Raw genomic sequence first — 16120 nt, 5'->3', positions numbered from 1 at the left:
ACCCACTCGAGTCACGGCGCGCCCAGTGCTCGTTCGAAGGCCGGGAGGTTGATTTCGCGCATCTGGCCGATGTAGTCGCCGTAGCCGTCCTCGACCCATTCTTCGACGACACTTTCCGCCGGCGACACCATCACCGTGTCGGTCACGGTATCGGCTTCGGCCGCGAGTTCGGCGGCCAGCTCCTCGCCGTCGAAGTAATCCCAGAGCACGTACTCGATACCGTGTTCCTCGAGGAACTCGACGGCGGCGGCGATCTCTCGTCCCGATGGCGAATCGTCCGGCGAGAGGCCGACCGGCGTGTGGATCTCGAATCCGTACCGCTCGCCGAGATACTGGAACGAGTCGTGGCCCGCGAGCACGACGTGATCGTGCTCACGGTCGGCAAGCGCCGACTCGAACGCCTCGTGGAGCGTCCGTAGCTCCTCGAGATAGGCCGACGCATTCTCCGCATAGACCGACTCGTTGCCCGGATCGATCTCGATCAACGCGTCGCGGATAGTTTCGACGCCTCGTTGGGCGAGGACGGGATCCGAGAAGAACTTCGCGTCGTACTCGCCGTGGCTGTGGTCGTGACCGTGACCGTCGTCGCCGTGGCTATGGTCGTGACCGTGACCGTCGTGGCTGTGACCGTAGTCGTGGCCGTCGTCGCCGTGGCCGTGTCCTCCACCGTCGTGGCTGTGACCGTGGTCGTCGTCGTGACCCCGCTCGGAATCGCCGTAATCGGTGTCGTCGCCAGCGGATCGGTCACGCCCCCGAACCGCAAGCGGCGGCGCTTCCCAGACGAGGTCGCCATCCCGTTCGAGTCCGACGACGATCGTCGCCGTCTCGAGGGCTTCCCCGCGGACGTGGAGGTGGTCACCGTGGCCGTCGACCGCGAGGCCGGACGAGCCGTCTTCGACCCGTACCGTGAGATCGTAGGCGTCTTCGCTGCCGTCGACGACGCCGTCTGCGGTCTCGACGGCGGCCTCGAGCGTACGAGAATCGTCGGTCGGTACCTCGAGGGGCACACCGTGCCAGTGGTCGCCGTGTGCGTCGACGACGACCTCGCCGCTTGCCGGTTCGAGCAGGTCGATGGCGCGCACGTCGAGGGCCGATTCCGCGTCGGGACCGTTCGCGTGGCCGTCGTGAGCGTCGTCTTCGTGCTCGTGGCCGTGATCGTCGCCGTACTCGAGCAACTCGATTCCCTCGAGGGCGTCGACGAGGACGACGTCGTCGGCGTGATCGTGCTCGATCTGGGAGACGGCGTCGTCGACCCAGGGTTGGAACCCCTCGCTACCGAGGTAGACGAAGACGTCGGATTCGACGATCGTCGGCAGCATATGGGCTGACGGCTGCCAGCCGTGGCCGTGTTGTCCCGACGGGACGGCGTTGTCGACCGACCGCGTGTCACCGGTTACTGCCCGCGTAAACTCAGCGAGCGTAAAGAACGACGCGGTCGCCCACTGGTCGGTGTCCCCCCCGAAACCGTCGAGACAGCCTGCGAGGCTACCTGCCGAAAGCGCAGCCGTCGTTACCAGTACGTCACGCCGCGAATAGCTCATCAGTGTATTGCTCTTGGGGTGGCACCGATATATCCTTCGCCTCGACGATTACATATGGCGTTCTAATGCGGACATAATTGTATATATTACAGATATGGTTCCCCGATTTTCGCATCTCGATCGAACTGGGAGCGAACCTCGCGGACGAATAGTTGTGATTGTCCAAAAAATGTCGCGCGATAATCGCCGCGTAACGTATCGAACGTCGAAATCACGGAACGACAGGTGCGTGTTACATTTTCCAAAAGTAAGTATTAGGGCAGCCAATGGGGTTGTGGTCGGTGTTTTCTAGTTAGATCCGACATCGGTAGATCGGCAACGAGCCGATATATTGACTCTCGGCAACGTCGGTCGGTCCAACCGCCAAAAATAGGTTTACGATCTCTATATATCCCGTGTAATAGAAACGAACGTCCACAATATTAGGGAATGAAACGCCATTACTGTTGATTAGTTACCCCGGATCACGTACATACAACCAGTAGCCATTTGAGGTAAACCTTTTATACTTCTTCTCTTTCCACAAGTTGTAGACAATGAGCGGACACACATGGAGTGATAGTGGGGAAATAGGTTACAAAGCCAAAGATTCATCGACCGTCAAATTCGGAGGCTCGAACTGATGAGTTACCCATCGATCTCCCGCAGACGCGTCCTCGCAGGCGGTACCGCGGGTGCACTTGCAGCACTCGGTGGCTGCCTCGAGGAAGGCGGCGTCGTCGGCGGCGGAAACGGGAACGGCGACGACGGTCCGACGATCGGCATTCTCGAGGATCGCTCCGGTGAGTTCGCGCTCAACGGTACCTCGAAGTGGCAGTCGTCGCTGCTGGCCGTCGAGGAGATCAACGAGAACGGCGGGGTCCTCGGCGAGGAAATCGAGGTCTACGATCCTGACCCGCAGTCGGACAACCAGCGCTACCAGGAACTCACGCGCGAGGCGATCAACAGCGAGGACGTCGACGCGCTCTGGGCGGGCTACTCGAGTGCGACCCGAGAGGCGATTCGCCCGATCATCAACGACGAGGAGCAGCTGTACTTTTACACGACCCAGTACGAAGGCGGCGTCTGTGACCGGACGACCTTCGCGATGGGGGCGACCGCACGCCAGCAACTCGGTGCGGTTATCCCCTACATGATCGAGGAGTACGGCCCACGAATCTACACGATCGCCGCGGACTACAACTTCGGACAGATCTCGGGCGACTGGGTCCGCATTCTCGCCGAGGAACACGGCGCAGAGGTGCTCGACGAGGAGTACATTCCGCTGGGCGAGACCGACTTCGGATCGACGATCAACAACATCCAGGGCGAGGATCCGGACTTCATCGCCTCGATGCTCGTCGGCGACAGTCACACGAACTTCTACGAACAGCGCGCCGATACCGGACTCGACATTCCGATGGCGTCCTCGACGACGATGGCACAGGGGTACGAACACCTGCGCGTCGAACCGCCGGCCCTCGAGGATATGTACGTCGGCGTCAACTACATGCAGGAGATCGAGACGGAGTCGAGCCAGGAGTTCGTCGATTCGTTCTACGAGATGTTCCCGGATGCAGACTACCTGAATCAGGAAGCCCAGAACAACTACTTCTCGGTCCACATGTGGGCCGACGCGGTCGAACGCGCCGGAACCTTCGACCAGGAGGAAGTCATCGCGGAACTCGAGAGCGGTATCGAGGTCGACGCGCCCGAAGGCACGATCGAACTCGATCCGGCGACCCACCACATGACACACCACATGCGGATCGGCCACGCTGACGAGAACCACGAGGTTACCTTCGACGAAGAACAGTACATCGAACCATCCTTCCTCCACGAAGTGGGCTGTGATCTGACCAGCGAATCAGAGCAGACCCAGTACGAACCCGAGGAGTTCTACGACGCGATCTAAGATGGCCCTGTACGAACTGCTGAACCTCACGTTCCAGTTCCTCGATAGCTTCGCGTTCATCGTGCTCGCGACCGTGGGACTGGCGATCATCTTCGGGATGATGGGGATCATCAACCTCGCTCACGGCGAGTTCATCCTCGTGGGTGCCTACGCGACGACGCTGTCGTTCAACCTTCTGGGTGTCCCTCTCGTGCTCGCGATGCTCGTCGGGATTATCGCGACGACGGTCTATGGTATCATCCTCGAGCGGCTCATCATCCACCGTCTCTACGGGCGGTTGCTCGACTCGATGGTCGTCACGTTCGGCATCAGTCTGGTGATGATCCAGCTCACCCGCATCGTCTTCGGGAACTCCCTCGATCAGATCGGGACGCCCTTTGGCGGCATCAGCTACGGCGTCTACTCGTACTCGGCGTACCGAATCATGCTTGCGGGTGCGGCGATACTCACGCTCGCCGCGCTCTACGTCGTCTTTACGCGAACCACGTTCGGGATCAAGGCGCGGGCGACCATTCAGGACGAGGAGACGGCCCGGAGCATGGGTGTCGATACCGATCGAATGTATCTCTCGACGTTCGCGATCGGATCCGCACTGGCCGGGCTAACCGGCGCGCTCTACGCGCCGACGATCACGATGTCGCCCGATCTCGGCGCGAACTTCCTCGTCGAGGCGTTCGTCGCCGTCGTCGTCGGCGGCCCGTCCGTGCTGATCGGCACGTCGCTGGCCGGCGGCTTCCTCGGGACGATCGACGCGATCTTCACCTACGTCGGCGGCACCTTCATCGGCCAGGTCGCCTTGCTCACGGCGGCGATCTTCGCCATCCGGTTCCTGCCAGATGGGATCACCGGACTGCTCGAAGACATCCGCGCGAAACGGAGGGAAGCCCAATGAGTTCGGACTCGTCCGCGTCGCTCGCGGCGCGGCTTCGCGCCCCGTTCGAGGGGCCGAACACGATCGGCAACTCGAACGGGTTCTGGGCGAGTTTCGGGGTTGCCGTTCTGCTGTTGGCGATCTACCCCGTCCTCTTCGGACCCTACGCCGCCGCGACGAGTTCGGTGTTTCTCGTCTACGCGCTGCTCGGGGTGAGCCTCTGTTTCATCTGGGGCTTCTGTGGCATCCTCAGCTTCGGCCAGGTCGCCTTCTTCGGCGTCGCGGGTTACACGTTCGGTATCGTCGCGATCAACCTCTCGTCGTACACCGGCGTCACGCTCGGTATCGTCGCCGGTATCGCCGTCGCGACGCTGTTTGCCGCCCTGCTTGGCTACTTCATGTTCTACGGCGGGGTCCGGGACGTCTACGTGACGATCATCACGCTCGTCGTCGCGCTGGTCTTACACACCTTCCTCGGCCAGACCGCCGGCAGCGAGTGGGCGGTCGGCGAGGCCGCACTCGGCGGCTTCAACGGCATGGTCGGCATCCCCGACCTCGGCGTCGGCGTCGGCGACGTCGGGATCACGTTAGACGGCGCGATGCACTACTACGCTGCACTGGCCGCGCTGATCGCGACCTACCTCGGGTTGCGCGTGCTGGTCAACAGCCAGTTCGGCTATGCGATGGTTGCGACCCGCGAGGACGAAGCCCGCACCGAGATGTTCGGCTACAACACGACGTTCATCAAGTTCGTCACGTTCACGATCGGCGGCGCGCTGGCCGGGCTCAGCGGCGTCCTCTTCGTTACCTGGGGCAACTACATCGACCCGAGCGAGTTCGCGATCACGGCCGCCGCGATGCCGGTCATCTGGGCCAGCATCGGCGGCCGCGAATCCATCTTCGGAACGATCGCCGCCGCCATCGCCATCCAGTGGCTCGAGCTCCAGCTCACCGGCGAGTGGGCGCTGGTCATCGTCGGCTCGTTGCTCATTATCGTCATGCTCGCGATTCCGAAAGGGATCGCGCCGGGAATCCGCGATCTGATCGTCGCCCTGCAGACGCGCAGACAGGAGCCAGCTTCGGACTCACCCGCGCCGACTGAGGAGGTGAGCGACTGATGGCGACGAGCGATCCGACGGTCAAGACGACGGCGGCCGTCGACGAGACGGGCGTCGAGACGGACACGATCTTGCAGACGCGAGGCCTTCGCAAACAGTTCGGTGGGCTGACCGCCACCGACGACGTCGACTTCGGGATCGACGAGGGGGAACTCCGCTGTCTGATCGGTCCCAACGGCGCCGGCAAGAGTACGTTCCTCAAACTCCTGACCGGCCGCCTCGAACCCACGGCGGGCTCGATCTACTACGATGGCGACGAGATCGGTCATCTCCCTTCCCACGAACGGGTTTCACGCGGTATCAGCATGAAGTTCCAGGTGCCGAGCATCTATCCGGACCTGAGCGTGCGCGAGAATCTGCGCATTCCGCTCCAGCGGATCGCAGACCCCGACACGTTCGAGCAACGAACACGAGAAACCCTCGAGCGCTTCCACCTCGAGGGAACCGCCGACGAGACGGCGGCGAACCTCTCCCACGGCCAGCAACAGCGTCTCGAGATCGCGATGGCGATGACGCTCGAGCCGACGCTCATGCTGCTCGACGAACCCGTCGCCGGACTCTCCGTCGAGGAGACGGCCGAAGTTGCCGACTTGCTGCGGACGATCAACGCCGAAGACGACGTCGCGTTTGTCGTCATCGAACACGACATCGACTTCGTGGAGACGATCGCCGATCAGGTCACGGTCTTACACGACGGCGCCATCTTCAGGGAGGGATCGATCGAGGACGTTCGAAACGACCCCGCGGTCAAACGCATCTACCTGGGTGAGGAAGAATAATGCTCGAGATCGAATCCCTCGGCGTATCGTACGGCAAGACCCCGATTCTCAGAGACATCGACATCACCGTCGACGACGGCGAGATCGTCGGTATCATGGGGAAAAACGGTGTCGGCAAGACGACCCTGGTCAAAGCCGTCATGGGCCTGCTCGAGGCCTCGGACGGTCGCATCGTCTTCGACGGCGACGTCGTCGTCGACGCAACGGAGGCGTCGGCCGACGACGCGTCCAACGGCGTCACCGGCCACCTCGCGACGGCACTCGGCCTCGGTTCGACTGCAGGGACGTGGGTCAGCGCCGACGAGCGCGCCCGTCGCGGCATGGGCTACATCCCACAGGGCCGTGATGTCTTCCCCGAACTCACGGTTCGAGAGAACCTCAAGATGGGCGAGTCCATCAACGAGGACGACGACGAGGTCCGCTACGAAGATGTCTACGATTACTTCCCGATCCTCGAGGAACGGCGCTCACAGGAGGCGGGCACGCTCAGTGGCGGCCAACAGCAGATGCTCGCGATCGGCCGCGCGTTGATCGGCAACCCCGATCTCCTCCTGCTCGACGAACCGTCCGAGGGTGTTCAGCCGTCGATCGTCCAGGATATCACGCGGGACCTCCAGCAGGTCAACCGCGATCTGGGAACGACGATCCTCTTCGTCGAGCAGAATCTCCACGTCGTTCAGCACCTGGCGGAGCGCTGTTACGCCATCGACAAGGGAACGATCGTCGACGAACTCGGGCCGGACCGAATGCAGGAACGCGAGGCCGTCACCGAGTATCTCGCGGTCTGAACGGCGCGTACTCGAGCATACAGTCTATTTTCGAGCGACCGACGCGGACGAACATCCACCCCTTGGGCCGCCGACTGTCTTCTACGGTTTACCGTACGTCGTGTCCGGTGCAACCGCGAGCCCGGTGGCGGTTGGGCCGGCACATCGGTACAGCAATCCGTCTCAGGAAAGCCGTGCAGCGATGTCGGCTTCAGTGATGATGCCGACGGTTTCGCCGGCTTCGGTGATCATGACGGCTTTGTAGTGCTCGAGCAGGTTGCTGATCTCGTCCAAGGTCGCGTCTTTCGAGACCGTTGGGAAGCTTTCGCTCATGTGTTGCTCGATCGGTTCGTCTCGCGATTCGGAGTCGAGGTGGACGAGGTCGCTCTGGCTGATCGAGCCGACCGGGATGCCGTCCTGGATGACCGCGAGTTGGGAGTAGGCCTCTTCTTCCATACTCTTGGCGGCCTCGCTGACCGGCTCCTCCGGCGCGACGCTGACGACCGCTTCGTTCATCAGATCATCGGCCCGGACGACATCGCTTTCGGCTTTCTCTAAGGCGTTGACGATTCGCCGAAGCGTCGAGAGCCGCGGATCGACATCACCGCCCTCGATGCGGGCGATCAGCGGCTGGGACACCTCGGCCGTCTCGGCGAGTTCGCTCTGGGTCAACCCGAGATCGGTCCGGCGCTGGCGCAGGTCTTCGGGTGTCGGGAGTTCCATACGAGCCAATAACTACGGGTTATCAAAAGTAGTTTGCGACTCGAGCGGTCGGTGGCTACTCGTCTTCCTCGGTTTCGACGATGTCGGCGACCGACAGCGGGACGTCACGCAGCGCACCGCCGACCTCGCTTTTGGCGATCCGGGAGGCGTGTTCCTCGCTGTCGGCGTTGAAGACTTCCATCTCGAGACCGAGGCCGACGAGTGCGGTATCGGCGGCAATGAACGCAGAGTCGAACGGCTCGCCGCAGGCGGGACAACCCGTCGCGCCGACTTCGACCTCGACGTAGTCCATGTTTTCGTTGTTGAGTCGCTTCCCAGCTTCGCTGACCGCGACGCCGATCGCATCGTCGATCTCTTCGACGTCACGAACCAACCACGCAGCCTCCATCGCGACGAGATAATTGCTCATACGACGTGGTCGTGCCGGGGGGTTTCCTGTCTTGCGGTTCGGCTGCGGCTGTTGGCCACGCCGCGCACGTCAATTCGATAATCCACATAAGTTACGAGAATTCCCCCTATCGATTGGGGCCTGGATACACCGATGTCGGCTCGAGCACACCTTTAGTTGGACGCTGTGCCAGTCAGCTTGAATCGCATGCGGGCGTCGACCCGGTTGCGAGTGATCGATCGGTATAGATTGCGAGTTTCAAGAAAGCTTATATACCACCTCCGTCTGGGGACGGGTGAACGCCGATGATAACCCGCGTGTACCGCGCGACGCTGTTCGCACTGTACCAACTGTGCATCGTGATCGGAATCGTCGCGATGCCACTCGCAATCACTGCCCGCCAGGCCGGGATCACCCTCCCGATCCACCAACTCCTCGAGAACGTCGAGGACGCCTACGAGGCAAGTCACTCCCTCTAAGTACCAGTTTCTGCCACCACTCGAACACAGCCGCCTCCACTCGAGATGGATCACCACGAACCGCACGTGATGCGTCACCACGAACCACACGAGTTCTGTCCGACCGTGTCACGTCCTGCGTGTCCACGTTGAGTCGTCCGGCCGACGCGATGTCGGCGAGATGCCGTGAGCTTTAAGCGATCGTCACGTCCGTGTGAGGGTATGAAAGCAACCGCGATGGCCCACCCAATCCAGGGGCTGGTCAAGTATCACGGGATGCGCGACGAGATCGAGCGCCTGCCCTACCACGACAGCATCAGCCTCTGTACGGCCCCGAGTCACACCCGCACGACCGTCGAGTTCTCGATGGACTACGACGAGGACACCTTCGTCGTCGACGGCGAAGAACTCGAGGGACGGGCCCACGAACGGGTCGAAGCCGTCGTCGAGAAAGCTCGCTCCAAATCCGACGCCGCACACACAGTGTACCCGGTTCGCCTCGAGAGCGAGAACAGCTTCCCCTCGAACGTCGGACTCGGCTCCTCGTCGTCGGGCTTCGCTGCGGCGGCGATGGCACTCGCCGAGGCCGCGGACCTCGACTGTTCGCTGCCCGAGATCTCGACTATCGCGCGAGTCGGCTCCTCATCGGCCGCCCGCGCGGTGACGGGTGCGTTCTCCCAGCTCAACACCGGACTGAACGACGAGGATTGTCGCTCCGAGCGGATCCCGACCGACCTCCACGAGAATCTCAAGATCATCGTCGGCCTGGTGCCGTATCACAAGGAGACCGAAGACGCCCACGAGGAGGCCGCTGACAGCCACATGTTCCAGGCCCGAAACGCCCACATTCACGGCCAGATCGCCGAGATGCGCGATTCGCTGCGCAACAACGACTTCGAGGGCGTCTTCGAACTCGCCGAGCACGACTCGCTCTCGCTCGCCGCGACGACGATGACCGGCCCCGAAGGCTGGGTCTACTGGCAGCCGGCCACGCTCGCGATCTTCAACCGCGTCCGCAAACTGCGCGAGCAAGAGGACATCCCCGTCTACTTCTCGACCGACACCGGCGCCAGCGTCTACGTCAACACCACCGACGAACACGCCGAGTACGTCGAAGAAGAGATCGCCGACTGCGGCGTCTCGACGACCACCTGGGAGGTCGGCGGCCCCGCTCGATTGCTCGAGGACGACGACCACCTGTTCTAACCGCGCTGCTCGAGGCGTGGACCGACATCAACCGCTATACAGCTCGAGGCCGTACCCCACGTCATGCACGTCGTCGTCCTCGGTGGCGGATACGCCGGCCTGACCCTGACGCGATTGCTCGAGGAGACGCTGCCGTCGGCTGCCGACATCACGCTCGTCAACGATTCTCCCGACCACCTCGTCCAGCACGAACTCCATCGAATTATTCGCCGGCCGGAATTCGCGTCGGCGATCACCGTCTCGCTACCGGCCGTCCTCGAGCGGGCGACCGTCCGCGTGGCCCGCGTCGAATCGATCGACCGCGACGAACGGGTCGTCGAGCTCTCGGACGGAACCCTGTCTTACGACATCGCTGCGATCTGTCTCGGCGCCCGGACGGCCTACTACGGCCTCGAGGGCGTCCGCGAACACGCACTTCCGTTGAAACGACTCTCGCACGCGACCCGCATTCGCTCGCGGGCACGCGAACTGTTCGCCGTTGGCGATCCGCGGATCGTCGTCGGTGGCGCAGGTCTTTCGGGGGTACAAGTCGCCGGCGAACTGGCCGCGCTCGCACGGGAGTACAACAGCGATGCGACGGTGACGATCGTCGAACAGTTCGACGCCGTCGCACCACAGTTTTCCGAGTCGTTCCAGCGGGCAGTCGCGACCACGCTCGAGTCTCAGGGCGTCGAAATTCGGACCGACGCAACCGTCAGCGATGCCGACGACGACCGAATCGTCCTCGAGTCGGGCGCCGAACTCCCGGCCGACCTGTTCGTCTGGACCGGCGGCATCCGCGGCGCCGGCGCCGTCGACGGCGAGCGCGTGACGGTTCCGGCCGATCTCCGACTCGACGACCGGACGTTCGTCGTCGGCGACGCCGCTCGAGTCGTCGACGCCGACGACGAACCGGTGCCCGCGAGCGCACAGGCTGCCGTCCGCGAGGCGCGGACGGCCGCCGAAAACGTTGCTGCCGTTGTCGAGGCTGACAGCGACGACACAGCCGAGCCAGCACTCGAGTCCGTTTCCTTCGAGTCGCCCGGCTGGGTCGTCAGCGTCGGCGACGACGCCGTCGCGCAGGTCGGGTCGTCCGTCGTGACGGGAAAGCCAGCGAAACTCCTGAAACGGACCGTCGGCGTCGGCTATCGTTCGTCGATCGGCTCCGTCGACGGTCCGCGGGAACTGGCTCGAGTACTCTCCTCGCGGTGGCGGTAGCTCGCTCGTTCTCCCTTCGAAAAGTCGTCTAACGGCCGTCAGACGGCCGTCTGACGGAGTTTCAACTATCGATTGTCTGACTGAGTTTCAAGTGCGACGGGGTGGCCGTCGTCGGTATGGTACTCGAAGCGTCCGCTCGTGATCGCGACCGACAGCCCCGCAAGCAGCGACGGACAACCACGCGGCCAAGGACACGATGACGATGTCGATACGGATCGCGATACCGATCCTGGTGACGATGCTTCGACTGGTCCGGCCGGTAGGCGGTCGAACGTGCGTTCAGCTCCGCGAGCGCATGCAAATCCTCGTTCCGTTCGTTCTCGTCCTCGCGGTCGTCGCCCTTGCGACGCTTGGATACCTCGAACTCGTCGCCATCCTCCAGGAATCTGTAACGCAACGAACGACCGCCGACTGATACGGTTTACTGTAAGTCGTTACCGCCGAAACCGCGACCCGTCTGCGGTTTCGCCGGTAAATCGTTACAGCAATCCGTATGAGTGACGAGCGTGGTTCGCGACGCTACGGGGAGCCGTTCGTGATCGTCGTGTGGGCGCCGATGAGTGCGCCCGCGAGATCGAGGTCCTCGAGGCGGGTTCCCTCGTCGATGATCGAGCGGCGGATGTCGCCGTTGCGGACCGTCGCGTCCGGGAAGACGACCGCGTGATCGAGGGTGGTGTCCTCGAGGCTGACGTCGGCCATAACGTGGACGTTGTCGCCGATGGTCGTGTTCTCGAGGGTTGCGGAGTCGTCGATCAGGGAGTCGCCGCCCAGATGCCAGGCGACGGCGTCGAGATAGCTCTCGGGAGTGCCGATGTCGAACCAGGCACCTTCGAACGTGTAGGCGTAGGTCGGCTCACGATCCTGGAGCCACTGGACGAACCAGCCGGGTTCGTCGGGGTTGTTTCCCTCCTCGAGATAGGTCGGCAACAGCGAGAGCGACTCGCCGGGGAAGGCATAACAGGCGATCGAGACCAGCGTCGAGTTGGGGTCGTCGGGTTTCTCCTGAAAGTCGACGACGCGGTCGTCCTCGAGTTCGACGAGGCCGTAGGACTTTGCCTTCTCGAGAGAGCCAACGTCGTAGGCAGCAAGCGTCGGGGCGTCACGCTCCTGAAAGTAGTCGAGAAAGGTCGAAACGTCGAAACTGATGAGGTTGTCGCCGGCGATCACGAGCAAGTCGTCGTCGACGCCCTCGCGATCGATCAGCTGCGCGAGCGCGCCCACGACGCCGAACTTGTCTGCTTCTTCGCTCGTTTCCTCGATCGAAAGCTGTGGTTTGTCGAACTCGCTGTCGGCGAGGTGGGCCTCGAACTCGGGTGCGAAGCGCTCGTTCGTGCTCACGTAGACCTCGTCGATCCGGTCGTCTGCCTCGAGCTCGCGAAAGATGTGATCGATAACCGTCGAGTCACCGATCGGGAGGAACATCTTCGGCCGGTGTTTCGTAATCGGCCACAGCCGGGTCGCGTATCCGCCAGCAAGGACGACGGCTTTCATAATTTCAGCTTCAGCGCCGTGATGTAAGTCAGTTACCCTTTCACCGAACGCCGCTTTTTGATCCCACTCGAACCCACCGACAACACCGAATGCGAAAGGGTAAGGCAACGAATCGCGTTGCCAGATCTATGCGAGAGGCCGACGAAACCACCCGCCAGCGACTCGCCGCCACGTTGCGCGAGCAGGCAGGAACGCCGAGCGAACTCGCGGCCCGCCTCGACGTAACGCCACACGCGGTGGTCGACCACGTCGACCACGTCGCTCGCTCGCTCGAGGGAACCGACGAACAACTGCTCGTCGCACCCCCGACGTGTCGCGACTGCGGCTTCGAGGACTTCGACGATTTGGTCAACCTCCCGTCGCGCTGTCCGGACTGCAAGAGCGAATCGGTCGACGAGCCCACCTACACCGTCGAGTGATCGGTGAGGACCGGAGACTCAGCTTTTCGTTACACTCTGGTAGCGCGGAACGAATCGAGGTCGTTTCGACACGCATATTTACTGTGCAGGAGAGAATTCGGTAGAAGCCGCGGGCGAGCAGCTGTCGGCGACCAATCGATACTTGACACAACTCGTCTCTCACGTCGACAGTTGCTGCCACTCGAAGCCAACCGACGACATACAGATGACTAGTAAATCACACTCCGAGTTCGACCGTACCGAGTTCGTCTCGGCAATTCTCGACTGGCTCGACGGTCACGAGGCTGCGACGGATTCGGTCGACGAGGCACTCGAGTTGCTCGCCAACAGCCGGCGTCGACGCCTCCTCGAGGTCATACGAACTTACAACGAATCGCTTACCCTCGCCGACGCCGCCGAGGAGGTCGCCGTCCGAGAGACTGGTCGTCCCGTTCCGGAGCTGTCGGCCGAGCTGGTCGCGAACGTCTATATTTCGCTCTATCACGATCACCTCCCGCGGCTGGTCGACGCCGATTTGCTCGAGTACGAACAGGAACGTGATCTGGTCGCCCCCGCCGCGATTCCGTCCGACGAGCGCTGAACGGTCGGTGGCAGTCGATATCGGTGCCGAAGTCACTTTATGCTCGTTCTATCAACTACAACCATGAACATTCGACCGGCGACAGGCGACGACTTCGCAGCGATCAAAGCCGTCGCACGCGAGGCCTGGCACGACACCTACGACGAACTCGACGAGGCGCTGATCGATCGCACCGTCGACGCCTGGTACACCGACGACACGATGCCACTCGAGGCACCGGGAACGGTCGTCCTCGTCGTCGAAGAGAGCGACCTGGCCGACGAGACGGCAGGCACGAACGACATCGTCGGCTTTACCCATGCTGTCGCCCAGGGCGAGACCGCCGATATCCTGCGGATGTACGTCGTACCGGCGGCCCAGGGCCAGGGTATCGGAACCACGCTTCACGAGCGCTTGCTCGTGGAACTCGAGGCCCACGATGTCGAAGGAGTTCGTGCCTTCGACTTCGCGTTCAACGACGTGAGCCGCCGGTTCTACGAGAGCATGGGATTCGAACAAACCGACACCGGGGAGGTCGAAATCGAAGGCGAACACTACGACGAAGCGGTGTACGCGACCGAGCTCTGAGACGGATTGCTGTAACTATTTACCGATACAACCGCAGGACAGTCGCGGTTGCATCGGTTGCGATTGCCAATGGTCCGTACGATACGACGAATCGGACGCCGAGGGCCGACACGGGAAGGTAGTACGTCTTTGTCACTCGAACACGTAGCGCGCGTATGGGACTCCGACCAGCCACGCCCGACGACCGCGAGGCGATCCGAACAGTCGCCCGAGCGGCCTGGCACGACACATACGACGACATCGAGGGCGAGACGATCGATGCGACCATCGACGACTGGTACGGCGACGAGTCCTTCGAGAGCGTCCTCGAGCAACCCGGTACCGCCGTCCTCGTCGCCGAACGCGACGACGAGGTCGTCGGTTTCGCTCACGGCGTCGTCCACGACGACGAAGGCGACATTCTTCGAATGTACGTCCACCCCGACCACCAGGACGAGGGAATCGGAACTGCCCTCCACGAGCGTCTGCGCGAGGACTTGGAGGACTTCAACATGAACCGAATGCGCGCGATCGACCTCGAGTCGAACGAGGCGAGCCGCGAGTTCTACGAGGGCCAGGGGTTCGAACGGACCGACGAGGCGACGGTCGAACTCGGCGACGAGGAGTATACGGAGGCGGTCTACACGCTCGAGCTCTAGTACCGTTCCAAGCGTCGACTGATGAGCAGAACCGAACGACCGCACCGGGTTCTGCTCATCAGTCGAATCGACCCACACACCGGATTCGACCCGCATTGCAGGCGTAGGATGTCACTAGTCGACCATCTCCGGTGCCCGTGCGGCAATCGTCGGGGCCAGCCGACCGAGCGCCGTATCGAGCGCCGCGACGAACTGGTCGACCTCGGCCTCGTCCATCGGCGTCGAGAGACAGCCCATGAGCTTCGGTGCGAGTCGAACCCCTTCGGACTGCAGTTCGTGGAACAGCCGCCGTTCGAGCGCTTTTCGGTGGGGCTTGTCCCGATAGGTCCGAACGGGATCTGGCGACAGATAGAGGGTGAACAGCGACCCGGCACGATTGAACTGGATCGACAGTCCGCGATCGGCGATCACGTCACGACTCGCACTCGCAAGGGTGTCCGCTAGCCCGTCGAGTCGCTCGACGGCGGCTTCGTCGAACGCCTCGAGCGCGGCCAGGCCCGCCGACGCGGTGACCGGGTTCGCGTTGAACGTGCCGGAGTGGACGACGCTGGCGCCGCCACGCGGGTCGTACGGGTCCAGTAACTCCTCGCGACCGCCGAAGGCACCCACCGGAAACCCGCCGCCGACGATTTTTCCATACGTGATCAGGTCCGGTTCGACGTCCAGTGTCGCGTGAGCACCGCCGTAGGCGACCCGCAACGAGATCACTTCGTCGAATATCAACGGGACGTCCGTGCGATCGGTCCAGTCGGCGAGTGTCTCGAGGAAGTCCGGCTCTGGCGGGACGACGGCAGACCCCATGTACGGTGCGAGCAGGACACAGGCCAGCTCGTCGCGGTGGCGTTCGAGTTTCTCGACGGTCGCGTCGGCGTCGTTGAACGGGAGCGACAGTACCTCCTCGCGCTTGGAGTCGGGGACACCGGCCGAGTCGGGAACGCTCGTCGGGTCGTCGGCAGGGCCCGAGAGGTGCGCCGGCGGATGGATGCTCACCTGCGCGTCGTCGTGGGTGCCGTGGTAGGCGCCTTCGAACTTGGCGACGATGTCGTTGCCCGTATAGGCTCGAGCCGCCCGGATGGCGTTCATCGTCGCCTCCGTCCCCGAGTTGGTGAACCGAATCAGCTCGAGCGCCGGCGCTCGGTCGACGAGGTGGCGTGCCAACTCGATTTCGTCGGTGGTCGGTCCACCCGGAGCGCTCCCCCGTCGAACCGCGTCGGTCGCGGCCTCGACGATCCCCGTCGGCGCGTGGCCGTGGATCAGCGACGTGTAGTTGTTGAGAAAATCGAGGTACTCGTTGCCGTCGACGTCGGTGACGACGGCCCCGTCGCCGTCCTCGAGGTACGCCGGATACGGCGAGTAGTGAAGAGCCTCCCGCGTGTTCCCGCCGGGGAGGTACTCGAGCGCCGTCTCGTGGTGTCGCCTGGACGTTTCCGTTCGGTCGCGGTAGCGCTCCACGTGCGATCGGCCATCGGTATCGTCTGTCATA

The 16120-nt window shown here is 62.9% G+C and carries 18 protein-coding genes; 13 read left to right on the top strand and 5 right to left on the bottom strand.

The features are described 5' to 3' along the window. Positions 1-11: 11 nt before the first annotated feature. Positions 12-1541, bottom strand: coding sequence for a metal ABC transporter solute-binding protein, Zn/Mn family (locus D8Y22_RS03255; RefSeq protein WP_141463283.1), 1530 nt, complete (start codon positions 1539-1541; stop codon positions 12-14). Between the two features lie 622 nt (positions 1542-2163). Here D8Y22_RS03255 and D8Y22_RS03250 point away from each other — a divergent pair. The 5 genes from D8Y22_RS03250 to D8Y22_RS03230 are packed head-to-tail and all read left to right on the top strand — an operon-like array spanning position 2164 to position 6991. Then, positions 2164-3435 (top strand): urea ABC transporter substrate-binding protein, encoded by a 1272-nt coding sequence (locus tag D8Y22_RS03250; protein WP_141463282.1) that lies wholly within the window; start codon positions 2164-2166, stop codon positions 3433-3435. A 1-nt stretch (position 3436) separates the two neighbouring features. Next, on the top strand, positions 3437-4327 hold the full coding sequence (urtB, locus tag D8Y22_RS03245) for an urea ABC transporter, permease protein UrtB (protein WP_141463281.1): 891 nt from the start codon (positions 3437-3439) through the stop codon (positions 4325-4327). Next, entirely contained in the window at positions 4324-5424 is a 1101-nt protein-coding gene (locus D8Y22_RS03240) for an ABC transporter permease subunit (RefSeq protein ID WP_141463280.1), read from the top strand. The genes urtB and D8Y22_RS03240 overlap by 4 nt, the downstream gene beginning before the upstream one ends. Then, on the top strand, positions 5424-6203 hold the full coding sequence (locus tag D8Y22_RS03235; protein ID WP_141463279.1) for an ABC transporter ATP-binding protein: 780 nt from the start codon (positions 5424-5426) through the stop codon (positions 6201-6203). The genes D8Y22_RS03240 and D8Y22_RS03235 overlap by 1 nt, the downstream gene beginning before the upstream one ends. Continuing rightward, positions 6203-6991, top strand: coding sequence for an ABC transporter ATP-binding protein (locus D8Y22_RS03230; RefSeq protein WP_141463278.1), 789 nt, complete (start codon positions 6203-6205; stop codon positions 6989-6991). The genes D8Y22_RS03235 and D8Y22_RS03230 overlap by 1 nt, the downstream gene beginning before the upstream one ends. A gap of 162 nt (positions 6992-7153) precedes the next feature. Here D8Y22_RS03230 and D8Y22_RS03225 read toward each other — a convergent pair whose 3' ends face one another. Together D8Y22_RS03225 and D8Y22_RS03220 are read right to left on the bottom strand one after the other, a co-directional pair. Further along, on the bottom strand, positions 7154-7693 hold the full coding sequence (locus D8Y22_RS03225; RefSeq protein ID WP_141463277.1) for a CBS domain-containing protein: 540 nt from the start codon (positions 7691-7693) through the stop codon (positions 7154-7156). A gap of 55 nt (positions 7694-7748) precedes the next feature. Continuing rightward, positions 7749-8102, bottom strand: coding sequence for a DUF555 domain-containing protein (locus D8Y22_RS03220; protein ID WP_141463276.1), 354 nt, complete (start codon positions 8100-8102; stop codon positions 7749-7751). Between the two features lie 284 nt (positions 8103-8386). On the opposite strand from D8Y22_RS03220, the gene D8Y22_RS22200 reads away from it, so the two are divergent. The 4 genes from D8Y22_RS22200 (at position 8387) to D8Y22_RS03205 (ending at position 11357) form a co-directional block, all read left to right on the top strand. Further along, positions 8387-8560: a hypothetical protein gene (locus tag D8Y22_RS22200; RefSeq protein ID WP_174811738.1), complete on the top strand. Its 174-nt coding sequence runs from the start codon at positions 8387-8389 to the stop codon at positions 8558-8560. Positions 8561-8761: 201 nt separating this feature from the next. Next, positions 8762-9745 carry a phosphomevalonate decarboxylase MvaD gene (mvaD, locus tag D8Y22_RS03215; RefSeq protein ID WP_141463275.1) on the top strand — a complete coding sequence of 328 codons (984 nt, stop codon included), beginning with the start codon at positions 8762-8764 and terminating at the stop codon, positions 9743-9745. A 63-nt stretch (positions 9746-9808) separates the two neighbouring features. After that, entirely contained in the window at positions 9809-10942 is a 1134-nt protein-coding gene (locus tag D8Y22_RS03210) for an NAD(P)/FAD-dependent oxidoreductase (RefSeq protein WP_141463274.1), read from the top strand. A gap of 202 nt (positions 10943-11144) precedes the next feature. Further along, positions 11145-11357, top strand: a complete 213-nt coding sequence (locus D8Y22_RS03205) for a hypothetical protein (protein ID WP_141463273.1) — start codon at positions 11145-11147, stop codon at positions 11355-11357. 104 nt (positions 11358-11461) lie between these two features. On the opposite strand, the gene D8Y22_RS03200 is transcribed toward D8Y22_RS03205, so the two are convergent. Beyond that, the gene (locus D8Y22_RS03200; protein WP_141463272.1) at positions 11462-12433 is read right to left on the bottom strand and encodes a sugar phosphate nucleotidyltransferase; all 972 of its coding nucleotides are present in this window, start codon (positions 12431-12433) and stop codon (positions 11462-11464) included. A 128-nt stretch (positions 12434-12561) separates the two neighbouring features. Between D8Y22_RS03200 and D8Y22_RS03195 the strand changes: the two genes are divergently transcribed. From D8Y22_RS03195 to D8Y22_RS03180, 4 genes are all read left to right on the top strand, one after another. Next, entirely contained in the window at positions 12562-12852 is a 291-nt protein-coding gene (locus D8Y22_RS03195; RefSeq protein ID WP_141463271.1) for a transcriptional regulator, read from the top strand. A gap of 205 nt (positions 12853-13057) precedes the next feature. Continuing rightward, positions 13058-13432 carry a DUF7344 domain-containing protein gene (locus D8Y22_RS03190; RefSeq protein WP_141463270.1) on the top strand — a complete coding sequence of 125 codons (375 nt, stop codon included), beginning with the start codon at positions 13058-13060 and terminating at the stop codon, positions 13430-13432. A 63-nt stretch (positions 13433-13495) separates the two neighbouring features. Then, entirely contained in the window at positions 13496-13999 is a 504-nt protein-coding gene (locus D8Y22_RS03185) for a GNAT family N-acetyltransferase (protein WP_141463269.1), read from the top strand. 155 nt (positions 14000-14154) lie between these two features. Next, complete coding sequence (locus tag D8Y22_RS03180) at positions 14155-14637, top strand: GNAT family N-acetyltransferase (RefSeq protein ID WP_141463268.1); 483 nt, start codon at positions 14155-14157, stop codon at positions 14635-14637. Between the two features lie 114 nt (positions 14638-14751). On the opposite strand, the gene D8Y22_RS03175 is transcribed toward D8Y22_RS03180, so the two are convergent. Further along, positions 14752-16119, bottom strand: coding sequence for an aspartate aminotransferase family protein (locus D8Y22_RS03175; RefSeq protein ID WP_174811737.1), 1368 nt, complete (start codon positions 16117-16119; stop codon positions 14752-14754). Between the last annotated feature and the right edge of the window lies 1 nt (position 16120).

Origin of the sequence: Salinadaptatus halalkaliphilus (genome assembly GCF_006543045.1) — an archaeon.
GTDB classification, from domain to species: domain Archaea; phylum Halobacteriota; class Halobacteria; order Halobacteriales; family Natrialbaceae; genus Salinadaptatus; species Salinadaptatus halalkaliphilus.
This window is presented reverse-complemented; position numbering and strand designations above follow the sequence as displayed.

Coding starts and splice junctions, on each gene's coding strand:
- D8Y22_RS03255 (WP_141463283.1), bottom strand. CDS start 1,541: ATGAGCTATTCGCGGCGTGACGTACTGGTAACGACGGCTGCGCTTTCG.
- D8Y22_RS03250 (WP_141463282.1), top strand. CDS start 2,164: ATGAGTTACCCATCGATCTCCCGCAGACGCGTCCTCGCAGGCGGTACC.
- urtB (WP_141463281.1), top strand. CDS start 3,437: ATGGCCCTGTACGAACTGCTGAACCTCACGTTCCAGTTCCTCGATAGC.
- D8Y22_RS03240 (WP_141463280.1), top strand. CDS start 4,324: ATGAGTTCGGACTCGTCCGCGTCGCTCGCGGCGCGGCTTCGCGCCCCG.
- D8Y22_RS03235 (WP_141463279.1), top strand. CDS start 5,424: ATGGCGACGAGCGATCCGACGGTCAAGACGACGGCGGCCGTCGACGAG.
- D8Y22_RS03230 (WP_141463278.1), top strand. CDS start 6,203: ATGCTCGAGATCGAATCCCTCGGCGTATCGTACGGCAAGACCCCGATT.
- D8Y22_RS03225 (WP_141463277.1), bottom strand. CDS start 7,693: ATGGAACTCCCGACACCCGAAGACCTGCGCCAGCGCCGGACCGATCTC.
- D8Y22_RS03220 (WP_141463276.1), bottom strand. CDS start 8,102: ATGAGCAATTATCTCGTCGCGATGGAGGCTGCGTGGTTGGTTCGTGAC.
- D8Y22_RS22200 (WP_174811738.1), top strand. CDS start 8,387: ATGATAACCCGCGTGTACCGCGCGACGCTGTTCGCACTGTACCAACTG.
- mvaD (WP_141463275.1), top strand. CDS start 8,762: ATGAAAGCAACCGCGATGGCCCACCCAATCCAGGGGCTGGTCAAGTAT.
- D8Y22_RS03210 (WP_141463274.1), top strand. CDS start 9,809: ATGCACGTCGTCGTCCTCGGTGGCGGATACGCCGGCCTGACCCTGACG.
- D8Y22_RS03205 (WP_141463273.1), top strand. CDS start 11,145: ATGTCGATACGGATCGCGATACCGATCCTGGTGACGATGCTTCGACTG.
- D8Y22_RS03200 (WP_141463272.1), bottom strand. CDS start 12,433: ATGAAAGCCGTCGTCCTTGCTGGCGGATACGCGACCCGGCTGTGGCCG.
- D8Y22_RS03195 (WP_141463271.1), top strand. CDS start 12,562: ATGCGAGAGGCCGACGAAACCACCCGCCAGCGACTCGCCGCCACGTTG.
- D8Y22_RS03190 (WP_141463270.1), top strand. CDS start 13,058: ATGACTAGTAAATCACACTCCGAGTTCGACCGTACCGAGTTCGTCTCG.
- D8Y22_RS03185 (WP_141463269.1), top strand. CDS start 13,496: ATGAACATTCGACCGGCGACAGGCGACGACTTCGCAGCGATCAAAGCC.
- D8Y22_RS03180 (WP_141463268.1), top strand. CDS start 14,155: ATGGGACTCCGACCAGCCACGCCCGACGACCGCGAGGCGATCCGAACA.
- D8Y22_RS03175 (WP_174811737.1), bottom strand. CDS start 16,119: ATGACAGACGATACCGATGGCCGATCGCACGTGGAGCGCTACCGCGAC.